The 15,010-nt window shown below is 71.0% G+C and carries 19 protein-coding genes; 6 read left to right on the plus strand and 13 right to left on the minus strand.

What is annotated here, in order from left to right; all coding sequences use genetic code 11:
* Positions 1-45: 45 nt before the first annotated feature.
* The 8 genes from HDA39_RS36700 to HDA39_RS36735 form a co-directional block, all read right to left on the minus strand.
* Positions 46-846, minus strand: a complete 801-nt coding sequence (locus tag HDA39_RS36700; protein ID WP_184803180.1) for an alpha/beta fold hydrolase — start codon at positions 844-846, stop codon at positions 46-48.
* 13 nt (positions 847-859) lie between these two features.
* The gene (locus tag HDA39_RS36705) at positions 860-2,125 is read right to left on the minus strand and encodes an erythromycin esterase family protein (RefSeq protein WP_184803182.1); all 1,266 of its coding nucleotides are present in this window, start codon (positions 2,123-2,125) and stop codon (positions 860-862) included.
* Positions 2,126-2,224: 99 nt separating this feature from the next.
* Positions 2,225-2,800, minus strand: coding sequence for a hypothetical protein (locus HDA39_RS36710; RefSeq protein ID WP_184803184.1), 576 nt, complete (start codon positions 2,798-2,800; stop codon positions 2,225-2,227).
* Between the two features lies 1 nt (position 2,801).
* The gene (locus HDA39_RS43965) at positions 2,802-3,335 is read right to left on the minus strand and encodes a DUF6286 domain-containing protein (RefSeq protein ID WP_184803186.1); all 534 of its coding nucleotides are present in this window, start codon (positions 3,333-3,335) and stop codon (positions 2,802-2,804) included.
* Entirely contained in the window at positions 3,332-3,673 is a 342-nt protein-coding gene (locus HDA39_RS36720; protein WP_184803188.1) for an Asp23/Gls24 family envelope stress response protein, read from the minus strand. Before HDA39_RS36720 ends, HDA39_RS43965 begins: the two co-directional genes overlap by 4 nt.
* A complete protein-coding gene (locus tag HDA39_RS36725; RefSeq protein WP_184803190.1) occupies positions 3,666-3,848 on the minus strand; it encodes a hypothetical protein in 183 nt (60 codons plus the stop codon). The genes HDA39_RS36720 and HDA39_RS36725 overlap by 8 nt, the downstream gene beginning before the upstream one ends.
* Positions 3,845-4,135, minus strand: a complete 291-nt coding sequence (locus tag HDA39_RS36730) for a hypothetical protein (protein WP_184803192.1) — start codon at positions 4,133-4,135, stop codon at positions 3,845-3,847. Before HDA39_RS36730 ends, HDA39_RS36725 begins: the two co-directional genes overlap by 4 nt.
* A complete protein-coding gene (locus tag HDA39_RS36735) occupies positions 4,132-4,626 on the minus strand; it encodes an Asp23/Gls24 family envelope stress response protein (protein ID WP_184803194.1) in 495 nt (164 codons plus the stop codon). The genes HDA39_RS36730 and HDA39_RS36735 overlap by 4 nt, the downstream gene beginning before the upstream one ends.
* Positions 4,627-4,741: 115 nt before the next feature.
* Between HDA39_RS36735 and HDA39_RS36740 the strand changes: the two genes are divergently transcribed.
* Positions 4,742-5,329, plus strand: coding sequence for an RNA polymerase sigma factor (locus HDA39_RS36740; protein ID WP_337926047.1), 588 nt, complete (start codon positions 4,742-4,744; stop codon positions 5,327-5,329).
* The gene (locus HDA39_RS36745; RefSeq protein WP_184803198.1) at positions 5,326-5,754 is read left to right on the plus strand and encodes a hypothetical protein; all 429 of its coding nucleotides are present in this window, start codon (positions 5,326-5,328) and stop codon (positions 5,752-5,754) included. The genes HDA39_RS36740 and HDA39_RS36745 overlap by 4 nt, the downstream gene beginning before the upstream one ends.
* Here the strand turns inward: HDA39_RS36745 and HDA39_RS36750 are convergent.
* Positions 5,751-6,248, minus strand: a complete 498-nt coding sequence (locus HDA39_RS36750) for a MarR family winged helix-turn-helix transcriptional regulator (RefSeq protein ID WP_337926048.1) — start codon at positions 6,246-6,248, stop codon at positions 5,751-5,753. The genes HDA39_RS36745 and HDA39_RS36750 overlap by 4 nt on opposite strands.
* 41 nt (positions 6,249-6,289) lie before the next feature.
* On the opposite strand from HDA39_RS36750, the gene HDA39_RS36755 reads away from it, so the two are divergent.
* Positions 6,290-7,174 carry a DMT family transporter gene (locus tag HDA39_RS36755; RefSeq protein ID WP_184803202.1) on the plus strand — a complete coding sequence of 295 codons (885 nt, stop codon included), beginning with the start codon at positions 6,290-6,292 and terminating at the stop codon, positions 7,172-7,174.
* 3 nt (positions 7,175-7,177) lie between these two features.
* On the opposite strand, the gene HDA39_RS36760 is transcribed toward HDA39_RS36755, so the two are convergent.
* On the minus strand, positions 7,178-9,973 hold the full coding sequence (locus tag HDA39_RS36760; protein ID WP_184803205.1) for an AfsR/SARP family transcriptional regulator: 2,796 nt from the start codon (positions 9,971-9,973) through the stop codon (positions 7,178-7,180).
* A 103-nt stretch (positions 9,974-10,076) separates the two neighbouring features.
* Between HDA39_RS36760 and HDA39_RS36765 the strand changes: the two genes are divergently transcribed.
* Positions 10,077-10,871, plus strand: coding sequence for a TrmH family RNA methyltransferase (locus HDA39_RS36765; protein WP_337926049.1), 795 nt, complete (start codon positions 10,077-10,079; stop codon positions 10,869-10,871).
* A gap of 357 nt (positions 10,872-11,228) precedes the next feature.
* Here HDA39_RS36765 and HDA39_RS36770 read toward each other — a convergent pair whose 3' ends face one another.
* Entirely contained in the window at positions 11,229-12,032 is an 804-nt protein-coding gene (locus HDA39_RS36770) for an alpha/beta fold hydrolase (RefSeq protein WP_184803207.1), read from the minus strand.
* A gap of 107 nt (positions 12,033-12,139) precedes the next feature.
* Here HDA39_RS36770 and HDA39_RS36775 point away from each other — a divergent pair, with 107 nt between their 5' ends.
* Positions 12,140-13,078: a LysR family transcriptional regulator gene (locus HDA39_RS36775; protein ID WP_184803209.1), complete on the plus strand. Its 939-nt coding sequence runs from the start codon at positions 12,140-12,142 to the stop codon at positions 13,076-13,078.
* Between the two features lie 211 nt (positions 13,079-13,289).
* Positions 13,290-13,838: a class E sortase gene (locus HDA39_RS36780; protein WP_337926050.1), complete on the plus strand. Its 549-nt coding sequence runs from the start codon at positions 13,290-13,292 to the stop codon at positions 13,836-13,838.
* On the opposite strand, the gene HDA39_RS36785 is transcribed toward HDA39_RS36780, so the two are convergent.
* Positions 13,835-14,257, minus strand: a complete 423-nt coding sequence (locus tag HDA39_RS36785) for a hypothetical protein (RefSeq protein ID WP_184803213.1) — start codon at positions 14,255-14,257, stop codon at positions 13,835-13,837. The genes HDA39_RS36780 and HDA39_RS36785 overlap by 4 nt on opposite strands.
* Positions 14,254-14,988, minus strand: coding sequence for an SAM-dependent methyltransferase (locus tag HDA39_RS36790; protein ID WP_184803215.1), 735 nt, complete (start codon positions 14,986-14,988; stop codon positions 14,254-14,256). The genes HDA39_RS36785 and HDA39_RS36790 overlap by 4 nt, the downstream gene beginning before the upstream one ends.
* Positions 14,989-15,010 lie beyond the last annotated feature (22 nt).

Genomic DNA, 15,010 nt, shown 5'->3' on the forward strand with positions numbered 1-15,010 from the left:
GGCCACGGGGTCTTCGGAGCCGGTCGACGCCCGGATGGGTGGGAATCAGCTCGAGAAGAACTCCGTCAGGACCGGGGCGATCGCGGTGGCCTTGATGATGTGGCTCTGACCAGGGATCTCGCGGTGCCTGGCGGTCGGTACGGCGGCCGCCAGCGCGGTCATCGAGTTCTTCATCCAGGCCGGGCTCTTGCCACCGGCGGCGATCAGGACGGGCATCGCCAGCGCTGACCACTGCGACACGTCGAGCGGCCGGCCGAAGGCGTTCTCGCCGAGCTGCTGAGCGTCGTACGGGAGGGTGTGGGCCAGTTCCGTCATGGGCTTCCAGGCGGGCAGCAGCTTCATCATCGTGACGGCGGGGCCGGGGAGGCCGACGCCCTTGGTGAGGAAGTACTTGACCGCGTCGCTGCGGCGGTCGGCGTCGACCAGTGAGCGCAGGTCGTCGGTCCAGGTCGGTGGGATCGGCTTGCGGGTGGTGTCGACGACGAACGGCGCCTCGAAGACGGCGAGCTTGGTGATCGGGAGCCCGGCCGCGGCGGCGCGCAGCGAGAGGGCGCCGCCGGACGAGGTGCCGTAGACGTACGCCGTACCGCCGGCGGCCTCGATCAGCGCCGCCAGGTCCTCGACCTCGCGGTCGGGGGCGTAGTTGCCGGCGTCACCGGATTCGCCGCGGCCGCGGCGGTCGTAGGTGTGGACGGTGAAGCCGGCCTGCAGTTCCTTCGCCAGGTCCGGCATCGGGCCCTGGGCGCGGCTGCAGAGCGCGCCGTCGACGAGGACGACCGCCGGGCCGGACCCGGTCCGGTCGTAGGCGATCGTCGTACCGTCGGCGGAACTCACGGTGTTCGACATCCGTGGAGGCCTTTCAGAGCGGGTGGATCGGAGTGACCAGCTGGGTGTGGATCAGCACATCGTGCCACTGGGCCAGCGTGCCGCCGGTCATTTCGGACGCCGGGCCGAGGTGGGGGAAGCCGCGGGTGCGCAGCGGAGCGTCGAGCCAGGCGCGGGCCGCGGAACTCCCGGGGCGCTGGAGGTCGAGGGTGTAATGACTGTGGCGGATCTGGCCGAGCGGGTGCTCGAACCAGGTCGTCCGGGGCGGCGGCATGTCGACCGGGCCGTGCATGGTGCCGTGGTCGAAGGTGAAGCCGATGGTGCGGTAGCGGTCGCCGTACTGGCGGCGGAGGTGGGAACCCGCGCTGGGGAAGGCGAATCCGGGGCCCGACGGGTTGGAGACGCTGAGGTCGGGGGCGTTCGCGGTGTGGGCGGCGGCGGCCCAGTAGACGACCTTCTCGCCGGTGAACTCGTGCCACCACCGGAGGTTCTCGGCGGCGCGGGCGTCGCGGTAGGCGAAGTTGTCGTCGAGGCTGAACGCCTCGTAGAACGACGCGATCTGGCGGGCGTGGTGCAGGGCCACGGCGTACGAACGGCCGTGGTGACGGAGGCCGCGCAGCAACGCGTGGACGGCCTTGGACTTCTGGAGGTACGGCGCTTTGTCGGCGACCTCCTTCCAGTACCAGTAGACGTACGCGCCCATGTCCGTCAGGTGCGGGTAGATCGGCTTGAGCAGAGCGCGGAGCTCGGCCAGCCGGTGCGGCGCGTGCTGGGCGACGTACGCGTCGACCGCGTCGTACGCGAGGTGCCGGGTGGAGAAGTACTCGACGCCGGCGAACCGGACCTTGTCGCGATGCTTGGCGTTGTAGGCCCGGAGGTACTCGAAGACGTCCCTGACCTCCTCGGAGCGCCAGGCTTCGCTCATCTGGCCCATCAACGCCCGCAGGTCGCCGCGGCCGGTGAGGATGTACTGGTTCAGCAAGGTGCCGAGCGACCAGTCGTCCTCCCACGCGATCGCGCGGAACCCTTGCCGCTCGATCAGGTGCCGCAGGGTGCGGTGCTTGAGCCGGGTGATCTCGGCGGTGTCGTGCGAGGCCTCACCGAGCGCGACGATCCGGGCTCCCGCGAGCGGGCGTTCGAGGTGCCGGAGGTCGTCGAGCGGTGCGCCGGGTCTGGTGGTGCGCAGCGGTGTGGCGTGGCGGGCGATCCAGTCGTGGAGCGTGGGCTTCGTTGCGGCGGCGGGAACCGCCGGAGCCAGGGCGGTGGCGCCGAGGACGGTCAGGAAGGTTCGACGATGCATGGTGTGCCTCCGGTCGTTGGCTCACCACGATCGCGGAGGCACACCCGTGCGGGCATCGGCCAGGAGGAGACACCGGCTGTACGACGTACGGCGTACTGGCTACTGCACGCGGGGTACGGCGGGGGTCTTGTCCTGCCGGGCAACCCGAAGCTTCACCCGGCAGGACAAGTCGTCGCGGCCGACGAGCCGGAGCAGGTCGCGGCCGGTCTGTTCGGCGGCGGCGCGGACCTCGTCGAGGTCGGCGCCCGGTTCGAGCACCGGGTGCAGCTCGGCGACGAGCTGGCCGCGGTCGAGGAGGACACGGCCGTCGGCCGAGCGGATGCCGGGGGTGTCGGCGAGCAGGTCGCCGGCCGCGGTGAGTGCGGCGTTGACGTCGGCCGTCAGACGGCCGGACGTGTCGGAGCCGGTCAGACGGAGGCGGCCGTTGCCTCGGCGCGGGAGGTGACGGGCCAGCCAGGACAGACCGAGGACGACGAGGAGCAGGCCGCCGAAACCTGTTGCCCAGGGCCACCAGTCGGCGGAGGTCGCGGTGGTGATCCACGGGGAGCGGATGCGGTCGGGGGCGTCGGGGATCCAGTCCTGGCGCCAGGCGACGGCGGCCGCGCCGGCGGCGAGGAGGATCAGGCCGGCGACGAGCGCGGCCAGACGGTCGAGAGCGATGACGGAGCGACGCATGTCAGAGCTCCTCGGGGGTGACGTGGACGCGGATGCGTGGGCTCGGCCGCACGGGCTGCAGCCGGGTGGCGATCGCAGTGTCGAGGGACTGCGTCAGCTGGGCCGTGTCGGGGGTGACCGCCGTGGCGGTGAGCTTGACCGTACGGCGGTTGGACTTGCTCGACGCCGACGAGACCTCGCTGGTGGCGCGGGCCGTGTCGGCGGCCAGGCGGGCCAGGTCGCCGGGACGGATCCAGACGTCCGCGTCGCCGACGGCCAGGTGGGTCGCGCGGCGGGGAGTGAGCGCGGTGGCGATCAGCCAGATCCCGATCAGGGCCGCAGGGATCCCGGCGTACATCATCCAGTCGGCGGGCCGGAGGACCTCGGCCTTGCCGGCGATCCAGTCCAGCCAGGAGGACTCGCTGATCCAGCCCGCGGAGGACGAGGCGTGCTGGACGCCGGCGACGCCGAGGGCGATCACGGCCAGGGCGAGCAGGAGGCCGGCGGTCGCGGCCGCGGGGGCGGCGACCGGGCGTTTGGTCGATTGGTTGCTCACGGCAAACTCCTGGGGAGTACGGCGGTGATCTCGACGTCGACCAGGTCGACGGCCAGGCCGGTGAGGCCGGCGACGGTGGTCGCGACGTGCGCGCGGGTCTCCGCGGCGATCTCCGGCAGCGGGCGGCCCCAGAGGACCGCCAGCTGGAGGGTGATACGGACTCGGCTGCCGACCGTGTTCGACGTCGCCTTGGGCAGGCCGCGCCCGAAGGTGGTGCCGCGGTGGATGACCGCGGCGACGTCCAGCGCGGCCCGTTCGGCGAGCTTCTCGATGGCTTTCGGGGCGATCTCGAGGCGCCCGCGCGCCGCTGGGGCCGGCAGGGTCGTGGTGTCAGCCACGGCCGCGGCGGGACAGGAGGTCGTCCAGGCCCTTGCTGCCGTCGGACAGGAACCGGCCGGCGACGAAGCCGGCGGCACCGAGGACGAGTGCGAGCAGGAAACCGGCGAACCCACCGGCGGCCGCCGCGATGGCGATCAGCAGTCCGGCGAACAGGCCGATGGTGGATGCGTTCACTGGTTCTCCTTGGTGGGGTGGACGACGTCCTCGACGGTCACCAGGACCGGCGTACCGACGAGGGACTGAACGGTCGTACGAACGGCCTCGGCGGTGGCCCGGACCGGTTGGTCCCAGAACACACTGACATGGACCTCGGTGTGGTCCGGCCGGATCCGGACGCCGGGGACCCGGCCGCCGGGAAGGTAGGTGGCGACCTCGCCGAACACCCCGCCGTGCAGGTCGGCGACACCTGGTACGGCGCGGGTCAGTTCGGCGATCCGCTCGGAGAGTTCGGGTTCGGTCACTGGACCCGGCGTTCGGCGGCCGGCTCGGTGGCGGGCTCGACGTCGTCGTCCTCGCCCTCGAGGTGGATGTCGCTGACGGCGATGTTGACCTCGGTGACCTCCAGGCCGGTCATCCGCTCGACCGCGCTGATCACGTTGCGGCGGATGCCCTCGGCCAGGTCGGCGATGCCGACGCCGTACTCGACGATGATCTGCAGGTCGATCGCGGCCTGCTTCTCGCCGACCTCGACCGAGACGCCCTGCGACAGGTTCGTCCGCGAGCCCGGGATCCGCTCGCGCAGCATGCCGACGGTGCGCGCCGCGGCGCCGCCGAGGTCGTGCACGCCGGTCACCTCGCGGGTCGCGATCCCGGCGATCTTGGAGACCACCTGGTCGGCGATCGTGGTCTTGCCGTGCTCGCTGGTCAGCGCCGACGTGTCGTCGGCCGGGCTCAGGTCCCGCGAGGAGACGGCCTTCGGGCCGCTGGTGGTGGTGCTCGGGGTCTGGGTCATCGCACTGCCTCTCGGGAGGGGGCCGGTCCGGGGACCGGGGAAATGTTCGGATCGTTCACTGACTGAGTCGTGGCGATGGACTCCGATGTCACGCGGTGCCACTACATTTCACGGTGTGAACAGGGTCACCGAAACGCCGCGTGACGATCGGGCCGGTGACCTCGTCGTACCAACAGTGACCTCCGACGACTCGTTACGCCGCGCCGCCGCGCTGGGCGACACGGACGCGTTCGCGGAGATCCTGGAACGGCACGGTCCGGCCATGTTCCGGTACGCGCGCCGGTTGCTGAACGATCACGGAGATGCCGAGGAGGTGGTGCAGGATGCGTTCGTCGCCGCCTGGAAAGCGCTCCCCGACTTCCGGGGCGACTCGACGCTGCGGACCTGGCTGTTCACCATCACCGGGCGCAAGGCGGTCGACGTCCTGCGCAAGAAACGGCCGACCCCGATCGAGGACGACCTGCTGGCCGACGTACCGGCGGCCAACGCCGACCCGGCCGAAGGCGCCGGACTGCTGCAGGCGCTGGACGCCGCGCTGGCCCAGCTGCCGTACCTGCAGCGCGCGGCCTGGCTCCTCCGGGAGGTCGAGCAGTTGAGTTACGCCGAGATCGCCACCGCTCTGAACACGACACCCACGGTTGTCCGCGGCCAGCTCGCCCGGGGCCGGGTCGCGCTGCAGGACCGGCTGGAGGAGTGGCGATGATCGACGACATCCTGCAGCAGGCAGCGGCCGAGGCCCGCGAGACGCCCGAGCCGGGCTGGATCGACATCTCGGCGTCCGTCCAGCAGCGGCTCAAGTCGGTCGCCCGGCGGACCAGGCCGCTCCGGGCGGCCACTGACAGCGGCGCTCTGATCTACGTCGCCGACCACGTCCTGATCAGCCAGCTGCGGCGGCGGATCGCCACACTGCCCGGCTGCGAGCTGGACCGGGTGCGGCTGATCGGTGGCGAGGACACCTGCACCGGTGCGGTGGTGGACGTGGTTGTCACGACGTACGGGCAGGACCTGCAGTTGCTGGCCGACCGGGTGCGCTCGCTGGTCTACGAAGTCTTCACCGACCTGCTGGGGCCGGAGTTCGGTGACGATGGAGTCGACGTCACGATCACGGATCTGACGGTAAAGCCCTAGTCCGGCGGCTCCAGGTCCGTCAGCCAGGTCTTCAGCAGGGCCTCCAGCTGGCTGGTCTGCGCTGTGCTCAGCCCGGCCAGCAGGCGCTGCTCGTTGGCCATGTGGGCAGTGAAGGCTTTGTCGATCAGACGGCGGCCGGCCGGAGTCAGCTGGACGACGCGGCCGCGGCCGTCCGTGCTGCTGCGCATCCGGAGGACCAGCCCGGCCTGCTCGAGCCGGTCGACGCGCTTGCTGACCGCGCCGGTGGTGACCATCGTGTGCAGCGCGATCTCTCCGGGCGCCCGCTCGTACGGCGTACCGGCCCGGCGTAGTGCGGCCAGGACGTCGAACTCGCCCTCGGTCAGCCCGAACTTGCCGTAGACCACGACGAGCTCCTCGGTCAGATGCGCCGCGATCCGGTGCAGCCGGCCGATCACGCCCTGCGGGCTGACGTCGACGTCGGGACGTTCGGTCTGCCAGGCGGCCTGGATGCGGTCGACGCGGTCTTCGCTCACCCGGTCAGCATATATCTTCCATGGAAGATATAGTGTCTTCCATGGAAGACACATCGTGGCGCTGGCTGCTGGTGACGGCGATCGCGCCGATCGCGTGGGGTGCCAACTACTTCGTGACGCACGAGTTCCTGCCCGTCGGCTATCCCCTGTACGGCGGGGTGATCCGCGCGCTGCCCGCCGGACTCTTGCTGCTTGCACTGGCCAGGACCCTGCCGCGCGGTGACTGGTGGTGGAAGTCGCTGGTGCTCGGTGTGTGCAACGTAGGCGCGTTCTTCGCGCTGATCTACGTCGCGTCGCAGCTGCTGCCAGTCAGCGTCGCCTCGACCATCATGTCGGCCACACCACTGACCATGGGCATGTTCGCCTGGCTCCTGCTCGGCACCCGGCCGTCAGGGCGCGTGCTGATCGGAGCGGTCGCCGGCATCGCGGGTGTCTGCCTGATGCTCGGCGGAGGGACCGGCGGCATCAGGGTGGCCGGAGTGCTCGCGTCGGTGGCCGCGCTGACGCTGTCGTCCTGCGGCTTCGTGCTGGCCAAGAAGTGGGGCCGTGGTGGTGACCTCCTGGCCACTACCGCCTGGCAGTTGGTCGCGGGTGGTCTGGTGCTGGTCCCGTTCGCGGTCGTGGTCGAGGGGGCACCGCCGTCGCTCGACCTGCGGGCGATGGGCGGTTTCGCGTACGTCGTACTGGTGGCTACCGCGGGTGCCTACGTGGCCTGGTTCTCCGGACTGCGGCATCTGGACGCGGCCGCAGTCGGGCTGGTCGGCCTGCTCAACCCGGTCACCGGAGTCCTTCTCGGGACGACGCTGGCCGGTGACCGCCTGACGTTGGGCCAGCTGGCGGGTCTGGCACTGGTCCTGACAGGTGTTGCCCTGGGCCGACCTGCCCGGAGGCGGTCGACCCGGAAGGAGCCTGTCGCGGTCAGCTGATCTTCAGTAGCGGATCCTGGCGGGACCCGGGGTCGGCCAGAGGTTGCCGCCGATGGTCAGGTCGCCCAGCCGCGACCGCAGTACGTCGGCCGCCGGGTCGCCCAGGTCGTCGAGGATGCCCAGCGCCTCCAGCCAGGCGCGGTCCGCCTCGGCCCGGCGAGCGGTGGCCAGCAGCAGGTCGCCGAGCTGCTCCAGCGCGACGGCCTGGTAGGCGTGGTCGCCCATCGTGGCGCGGATCTCGACCGCCGCCCGGGCCGCGTCGATCGCCGACGCGTGCTCGCCGAGCCGGCCCCACGCGGTCGCCAGCAGGTGCAGGGCGCCGGCCTCGGCCCGGCGCTGCCCGACCTCGCGGAACAGCGCGCAGGCCTCGGCGCCGATCACCACCGCCTCGTCGTACTTGCCTAGGGCAAGCAGTGTCAGAGCGACCTGGTACGCCGACTTGGCGGTGTTGCCGGGCCGGCCGGTGGCCTTGTCGGCGACCTGTGCCGAGCTGCCGTAGGTCAGCGCTTCGGTGTGGCGACCGGCGTCCAGGCAGACCGCCGAGAGGTTCCGCAGCGTCGCCGCCTGACCAGAGGGGTCGCCGACCTGCTGGAAAAGCTTCAGGGCCTTCAGCTGTTCGGCGATGGCCTCCTCCTGCCGACCGGCACCGCGGTGTGCGCCGCCGATGCCGGAGTGGCCGTGCGCCTGGCCGATCAGGTCGCCGGCTCGTTCTGCCGCGCGCAGTCCGGCCTGCTGGATCTCCAGGAGGTCCTGCCAGTTGTTGCCGCGGTGCGGACCGACCCAGGCGGCGTACGCGAACCGCCAGCACAGGTCGTCGAAGCCCTGGTCGACGGCGAGCTTCGCCACGGCGACCAGGTTGCGCCCTTCGGTCTCGTGCCAGGCCAGCGCGGACCTGGCGTCCTCGATGGAGTCCGGCTCGCTGAGCCCAGCAGGGAAGGCGATTGCGGGCTCACCAGCCTGCAGCCACGGCCGCGAGACGACGGCGGACTGCAGGTAGTTGTCGACCAGCCGGTGGAGCGCGGCCGACCGCAGCTCGGGTGGGTCGAGCTGTTCGGCCAGCTCAGCGGCGTACGTGCGCATCAGGTCGTGCAGCTCGTACCGGCCGGGTCTGCGGTTCATCAGCTGGCTGGTGTCGACCAGCTGGTCGAGCAGGCGGACGGTCTGGCCTTGGGAGAGACCGGCCAGCGCGGCAGCAGCCGGTACGCCGATGTCGGCGCCCGGGAAGATCGCCAGCAGCCGGAGCAGCCCGGCCGCGTCGGGTGAGAGTGCGTGGTACGACCAGGAGAAGACGCTGCGGATGTCGGTGCTCGGGTCGTCGCCGCTACCGAGGAAGTCGAGCTGATCGCGTTCGCCGGACAGCTCGGCGACCAGGTCGTCGAGCCGGGCGTCGGGAGACCGGGTTGCTCGCTCCGCGGCGATCACCAGGGCCAGTGGGAGACCGTTGCACCGGCGTACCAGGTCGTGGATGGCAGTGGGAGCCAGGCGGGCCCGGTCGCCGATGATCCGGGTCAGGAGCTCAGCGGCTTCGCTGCTGAGCAGCTGGTCGAGCGTGAGGCGGTTGGCGCCTTCGCGGACGACCAGACCGCGCAGCTGGGTCCGGCTGGTGACCAGGACGAGGCTGCCGGAGCCTGGGAGCAGCGGGCGGATCTGGTTGGCGTCCGCCGCGTTGTCGAGCAGCAGGAGCATGCGCTTGCCGGCCAGGACCGTCCGCAGCAGTGCGGAGCGGCCGTCCAGGTCTGTGGGGATCTGCTGGTCGGTGATGCCGAGCGAGCGCAGTACGGTCTCGATCGCCATCGCCGAGTCGAGCGGCTGGCCCGGTCCGTGGCCGCGCAGGTTCAGGTAGAGCTGGCCGTCGGGGAACTGGTGCTTGACGCTGTGCGCCCAGTGCACGGCCAGCGCGGTCTTGCCGACTCCACCGGGACCGTCCAGCGCCACGATGACGACCGGAGGCTCGGCGGCGGTGGGGATCAGGGTGTCGAGTACGGCGAGGTCGGCGGTGCGTCCGGTGAAGCGGGTGATGTCGGTGGGGAGCTGACGCGGCCGGTGGTGCTCGCGGCGGCGCCGGGTGGTTCTGGGCTCGCCGCTGTTCAGCACTTCGTCGTACAGGCGTCGTAGCTCCGGACCGGGATCGACACCGAGCTCGTCCGCCAGGTAGGTCCGGATGCGGTGGTAGACGTGCAAGGCCTCGGCCTGGTGACCGGACCGGAACTGCGCCTGCATCAGCAGTACGGCGAGACGCTCACGGGCCGGGTAGCGGCGAGCCAGTGAGGTCAGCTGCGGCACGATCTCGGCGTGCTGGGCCAACTCGAGCTGGTCGGTGGCCAGCAGTTCGATCGCCCGGAGCCGCTCCTCGGTCAGGGCCGGCGCGTTGTCGCGGACCAGTGCGGACGGCGGCAGCCCGCTGAGCGGTTCACCACGCCACTGCGCCAGCGCCTTGCGGAGCAGGCCGACTCGGGTGGTCGGGTCGTCCTCCTGTACGGCGTCCTCCACAGTGCTCCGGAACTGCAGGAGGTCCAGCTGCTCCGGGTCGATGGTGATCCGGTAGCCGTGCGGCTCGGTGGTGATCTGGTCGCGGCAGCTGTCGAGTGCGGATCGCAGGCGGGAGACCGTCGTCTGCAGCGCGGCCTCCGGGTTGGCCGGCAGGTCGGACTCCCACAGGGCGTCGACCAGGTCGTTGCGGGACACCGTGCTGTTGGCGCGCAGCAGGAGCGCGGCCAGCACGAGCCGTCCGCGGCCGGGCGGCACGACGTTGCGCTCCGCGACCACCGCCTCGACCGGCCCGAGCAGGTGAAACCTCATCGCCTCACGATCCCCCAGATAGCTCGTGCTGACGAGGACACAGATGCCCGGCGAGGGGCCGGAGGTTGGCTGCGGTCCCGAGTTCGGCGGATAAGGTGGCTCGGTGAGTCGGCGGACAGAGGGTGGAGCACCCAGACGGGCCTCTGAGGGGCATGACCGGGCGGAGCTGTCGCCGCGGGACAAGTGGATCACGATCTTCGGCCGCAAGCCGGTGCTCGAGGCGCTGAACGACCCCGCCCTGACGGTGGCCAAGGTGGTGGTCGCCGACAACGCCGGTGGCGATTCGCTGGACGAGATCCTGTCCACCGCCCGCCGGGTCGGTACGCCGGTCGAGCGGGCCACCGCGACCCGGGTGAAGTGGCTGGCCGGCAACGGCAAGCAGGACCAGGGCGTGGTCGCCGACGTCGACGCGCCCCGGATGACCCCGCTGCAGAACTTCCTGCGCCATCGGGGCCGGAAGCCCACGCAGGTGTTCCTGCTGGACGGTGTGACGAACCCGGGCAACGTCGGGATGATCCTGCGGACCGCCACCGGCGCGGGTTTCGACGGTGTCGTCCTGCCGCGCGCCGGGACGCCGCACGTCGGGCCGCTGGTGATCAAGGCGTCGGCCGGGGTCGCGTTCCAGGCCCCGATCGTGAACGCGCCGACCGCCACCGGTGCCGTCGACGCGTTCCGCGAGGCGGGGTACGAGATCTACGGGCTGTCGGCCCGGTCGCAGCGGTCGCTGTTCCGGACCGAGCTGGCACCGCGGGCGGTGTTCGTGCTCGGTGGGGAGACGCACGGGATCTCCGTCCGGACCGACACCGACCTGCGGATCCCGCTGCACAACGGTGTCGAGTCGCTCAATGTGGCGGTCGCGGCAGCTGTAGTGGCGTTCGAGGTGGCCAACCGGCGCTGAGCGTCGTAGCGTGTGGAGGCATCCGGTGCTGGTCACGTGAGCACTTCCGTGAAGCACCGGTGACGACGGTGGACTTCAGACGCCGGCGCGAGTGCGGCCAGAGGGGCGGGCTGGGTCTCGGCCGGCGTCTTTCCCGTCCTGGGTGACCTGGTGCAGGTGCGGGCAGCAGGCGCCGCCGCAGAACCGGTAGTGCTTGGGGCTGCACCACGGCTTGCACTCGGGCTTCTGGTCACCTCTGGTCATCACCTCACTGTTACCGCTTGCAGGCGCGTCCGCCGAACAGGCGCGCCGGGGCAAGCGCTAGCCGTCCCGCCTCCGCGCCCCACTCCAAATACCAGCCCCCGAGGCCTTCGCGAACTAGCCGCGGAGCTCCCGCAGTACGTCGTACAGCACCTTCGCAAACGGTTCCGGCTGGTCCGCGAAGCCCGTGTGATCCCCCGGGAAGACCGTCGGCTCCACCCCGAGCTCGGCGCCCAGCCGGTGGCAGGTCCGGTCGCACAGCTGCCCGCCGGACTCCTCGCCGAGCCCGATCAGCACCTTCCGGGAGCGCAGGACGGCCAGGTCCGGCATCCAGTGCGTGCTCGGCCGCAGCTCGTGCTCGAACCAGAACCGCTCGTCGGCCACCGACCGGTCGTCGCGCTCCCCGCCGAACATCATCTCCAGCGCCTCGTCCGGCACGTGCAGGTTCGCCTGGTCCATGAACATCCGCCAGGCGCCGAGCACGTCCCCGGCCAGGTAGGTCTCGCACATCGCGTCGGTCTCGGCGTGCACGCGCTCGGAGTCGTCCAGCAGACCGACGATCGGCGGTTCGTGCGCGATCACCGCGGTGAGCTGCTCCGGGTGTGCCTCCGCCAGCGCGAGCACGGACACCGCGCCGCCGCTCGACCCGAAGGCGATCGCCGGGCCCTTGTCCACGTGGGCGATCAGCCGGGAGAGGTCGTCGGCGCGCTGCTGGGGCGTGGAGTCCTGGTCGCGGTCCTCGACCGTACTGCGGTTGATCGCGCGCGGGTCGGTGGTGAGCACGGTGTAGTCGGTGGCCAGCAGGTCGGCCAGCGGGGCGAAGGACCGGGCGTCCATCGGGGCGCCGGCGAGCACGACCAGCGGGCCGCTGCCGCGGAGTTCGTAGTACAGGGTGGCGCCGGGAACGGTGAAGGTGGTCATCGGATTCTCCTTGGTCGAGTGGTGTCTTCGACGATGCCGGAGAGGGCCGGTCGGACTCCAACACCTGTTCCTGGCCGATTAACACCCCAGGTGTGTTAACTGGTGCCGTGCCCGACGAGCTGGAGATCCGACTGCTGCGCTACTTCGTCGCGGTCGCCGAGGAGCTGCACTTCAGCCGGGCCGCCGAGAAGTTGTACGTCGCTCAGCAGGCACTGAGCCGGGACATCCAGCGGCTGGAGGAGCGCGCCGGCGTACGGCTGCTGGACCGGACTACCCGGCGGGTGACCCTGACGCCGGCTGGGCGGACTCTGCTCGACAGGGCTCGGCAGCTGATCGCTTTGCACGACGCGACCGTGCTGGAGCTGCGTGGTGAGGCCCGCTCGCTGACAGTGGACGTGGTGGGGCCCGGACTGACTCCGTCGCTGGTCCTGGCCGAGGCCCGGCGGATCGCTCCGGAGGTGGAGTTCTTTGCCCGGTTCCACACGGGCGGGGAGTCCGCTGCACCGCACCTGCTGGCTGAGCGGCTCGACGTGACGTTCGGCCGGCTCACTGGCTCGTACGGCGAGCTGGAGCATCGCGACGTACGCCGGGAGCCGTTGACGGTGCTGCTGCCGATCGGGCACCCGCTGGCTGAGCTGGACGCCGTACCGGTGGCTGAGCTGGGTCCGGCGGGGGTGTGCTTTCGGGCTGGTGACCACGTGACGGCTGGGTGGGAGCACGCCGTACTGCAGCTGCTGTCGCCGCTCGGAATCGAGGCGGGTGGGGCGCATCCGCACGTGCTGGGGGCTGATGAGGTGGCGCAGCATCTGCGGGATCGGAACGCGCCGATTCTGGGGCTGACTTCCCAGCCGCGCGTGCCTGGGTCGGTGGTGCGGCCGGTCGTCGAGCCGGAAGCGCTTTATCCGTGGGCGATGTACTGGCGGCGGGGGACCGCGCATCCTGGGTTGGTGGCGTTGCAGGCCGCGGTGGATCGGCTGGGGGCGGCTGATGGCTGGTTGGACCAGTCGGACGGGGCCTGGCTGCCGCGGCCTGAGTCAGGCGACTGACGTAAAGCTGGAGGTCGTGGGGTTTCGGCGGGTTTTCGGTGGGTGGGGCTAGCTTGCTGAGATGGTGAGGTGGTCGGTGGGCGCGGTGCTGCTGGCCTGCGTGCTTGCGGGCTGCTCGGACGTGCCTGAGCAGCTGGCCGAGACTCCTGCTCCGACTACTCCAGTTCCTACTCCCACGAGTCCGAGGGTCAGCACACCCAGTCCGACGCCTGTGCCGACCCCTGTGCCGACCCCAGTGCCGACGGTACGGCGTACGACGCAGTCGATCCTGCGCATTCCGGCGCTGGGCAAGGTCCTGCGCGTGGTCCCGTACACGGGCACGGCGGACGACCGCCCGGGGACGGTGATCCAGAACCGCGGCGTCGCGGCCTCACCGCGGGGAGCGCGCGGCGGCGTCGGGCCGGGCGAGATCGGCAACTTCATCGTCACCGCCCACCGCACCACGCACGGCCGGCCCTTCGGCCGGGTGCCGCAGCTGAAGAACGGCGACCACGTCCTGGTCGCCGCCAACGGCGTGATCTACGACTACGTGATCGACGCGACGATGACGATCTCGTTCCGCAAGCCCGCCGAACTGGCGCAGCAGAACGCCGCCGTCCCCGGCCGGCCGGGCGTCCGGCCGACCCAGGCGAAGCTCACGCTGAGCACCTGCGCCACACCCGAAGACCATGCCCAAGGCAACTACTGGAAGGACGCCCTGGGCAACCCCGAGCACCGCATCAACAAGATCGGCACCCTGGTCGCGACCCGGCCCGCCTAGGCCCGGCCGAACTTCCACCACTTCGGCTTGTTGGCCTTGATCTCTTCCTCGGTCAGCGGCGGGGGCACCGGCGGACGCGACTCCTCGGTGAGGAAGTCGCCGGACTCGGTGTCGTACGCGGTGACGCCGAGGCGGCGGCTGATCTCCATCACCAGCGGGACCGAGCGGGCGCCGTCGTTCAGGTAGAAGGTGAGGTCACGGACGTCGACCCCCTTGCCGATCGTCAGCTCGACGTCGTGGTCGTCGCCCTGCAGCACCAGCCACGACCGCTTGCTCGCGTCGACGCCGGGCGCGACCTCACGCACGATCTCGACCACCTCGTCGGCGGTGCCCAGCGACGGTGGCGCGTAGTCCTCCGGCAACTCGTCCAGCCGGCGGACACCACCCGGTCCTCGCAACGCGTAAATAGCCCAGCTCATGCCCCCACAGTACGGGCGGTGAGAAGTGCGAACGTCAGGTACTCACCCTTGTCCTGCTCCAGCATCTCCAGCGCGGCGTCCGGTACGCCGCGGTGCGCGCTGCAGGCCTGGGCCCACGCGAGCCAGTCCTGCCAGCCCGACTCCTGCAGCCGCGCCGACGTGACCTCGACCAGTTCGGTGATCTCCCAGTGGAACCGCCACCAGTCCGCGGTGTGCCAGGCGATCGCCTCCCAGCCGACCAGCTTCTTGATGTGCTCCGGGATGTACCCCAGCTCGCGGACCTCCCGCCGCAGCGCGGGAGTGGCGACGCCGAGCTGGCCGCCGGGCTTGAGGAAGCCGGTGAGGTACGCGAGGTAGCCGTCCGCCGTACCGAAGTACTCGTAGGCGTCGATGCACACGATCGCGTCGAAGAACCCGCGGGCGAACGGCAGCGCGTGCGCCTCCGCCTTGATCGCGCTGATGTCGAGCCCGGCGAAGTTGGCCGCCGCCTCGGTCGGGTCGATCCACAGATCCGCCGCCCACACCTGAACGCCGTACTCCTTGGCCAGGAAGACGCTGGTCGCGCCCTTGCCGGAGCCCAGGTCGAGGACGCGCATTCCCGGCTTGAGGTCCAGGTCGCGGGCGAGGTCCTCCAGCAGCCAGAGCGGGTGCGGGCCCATGTCGTTGGCGAGCACCCACTCGGCGTCGTACTTCGAGGACAGCGGGTACTCCGGCTTGTTCAGCAGCTCCATCCGGCCAGCCAACCGGGCGCGA

Source organism: Kribbella italica (genome assembly GCF_014205135.1).
Classification (GTDB): domain Bacteria; phylum Actinomycetota; class Actinomycetes; order Propionibacteriales; family Kribbellaceae; genus Kribbella; species Kribbella italica.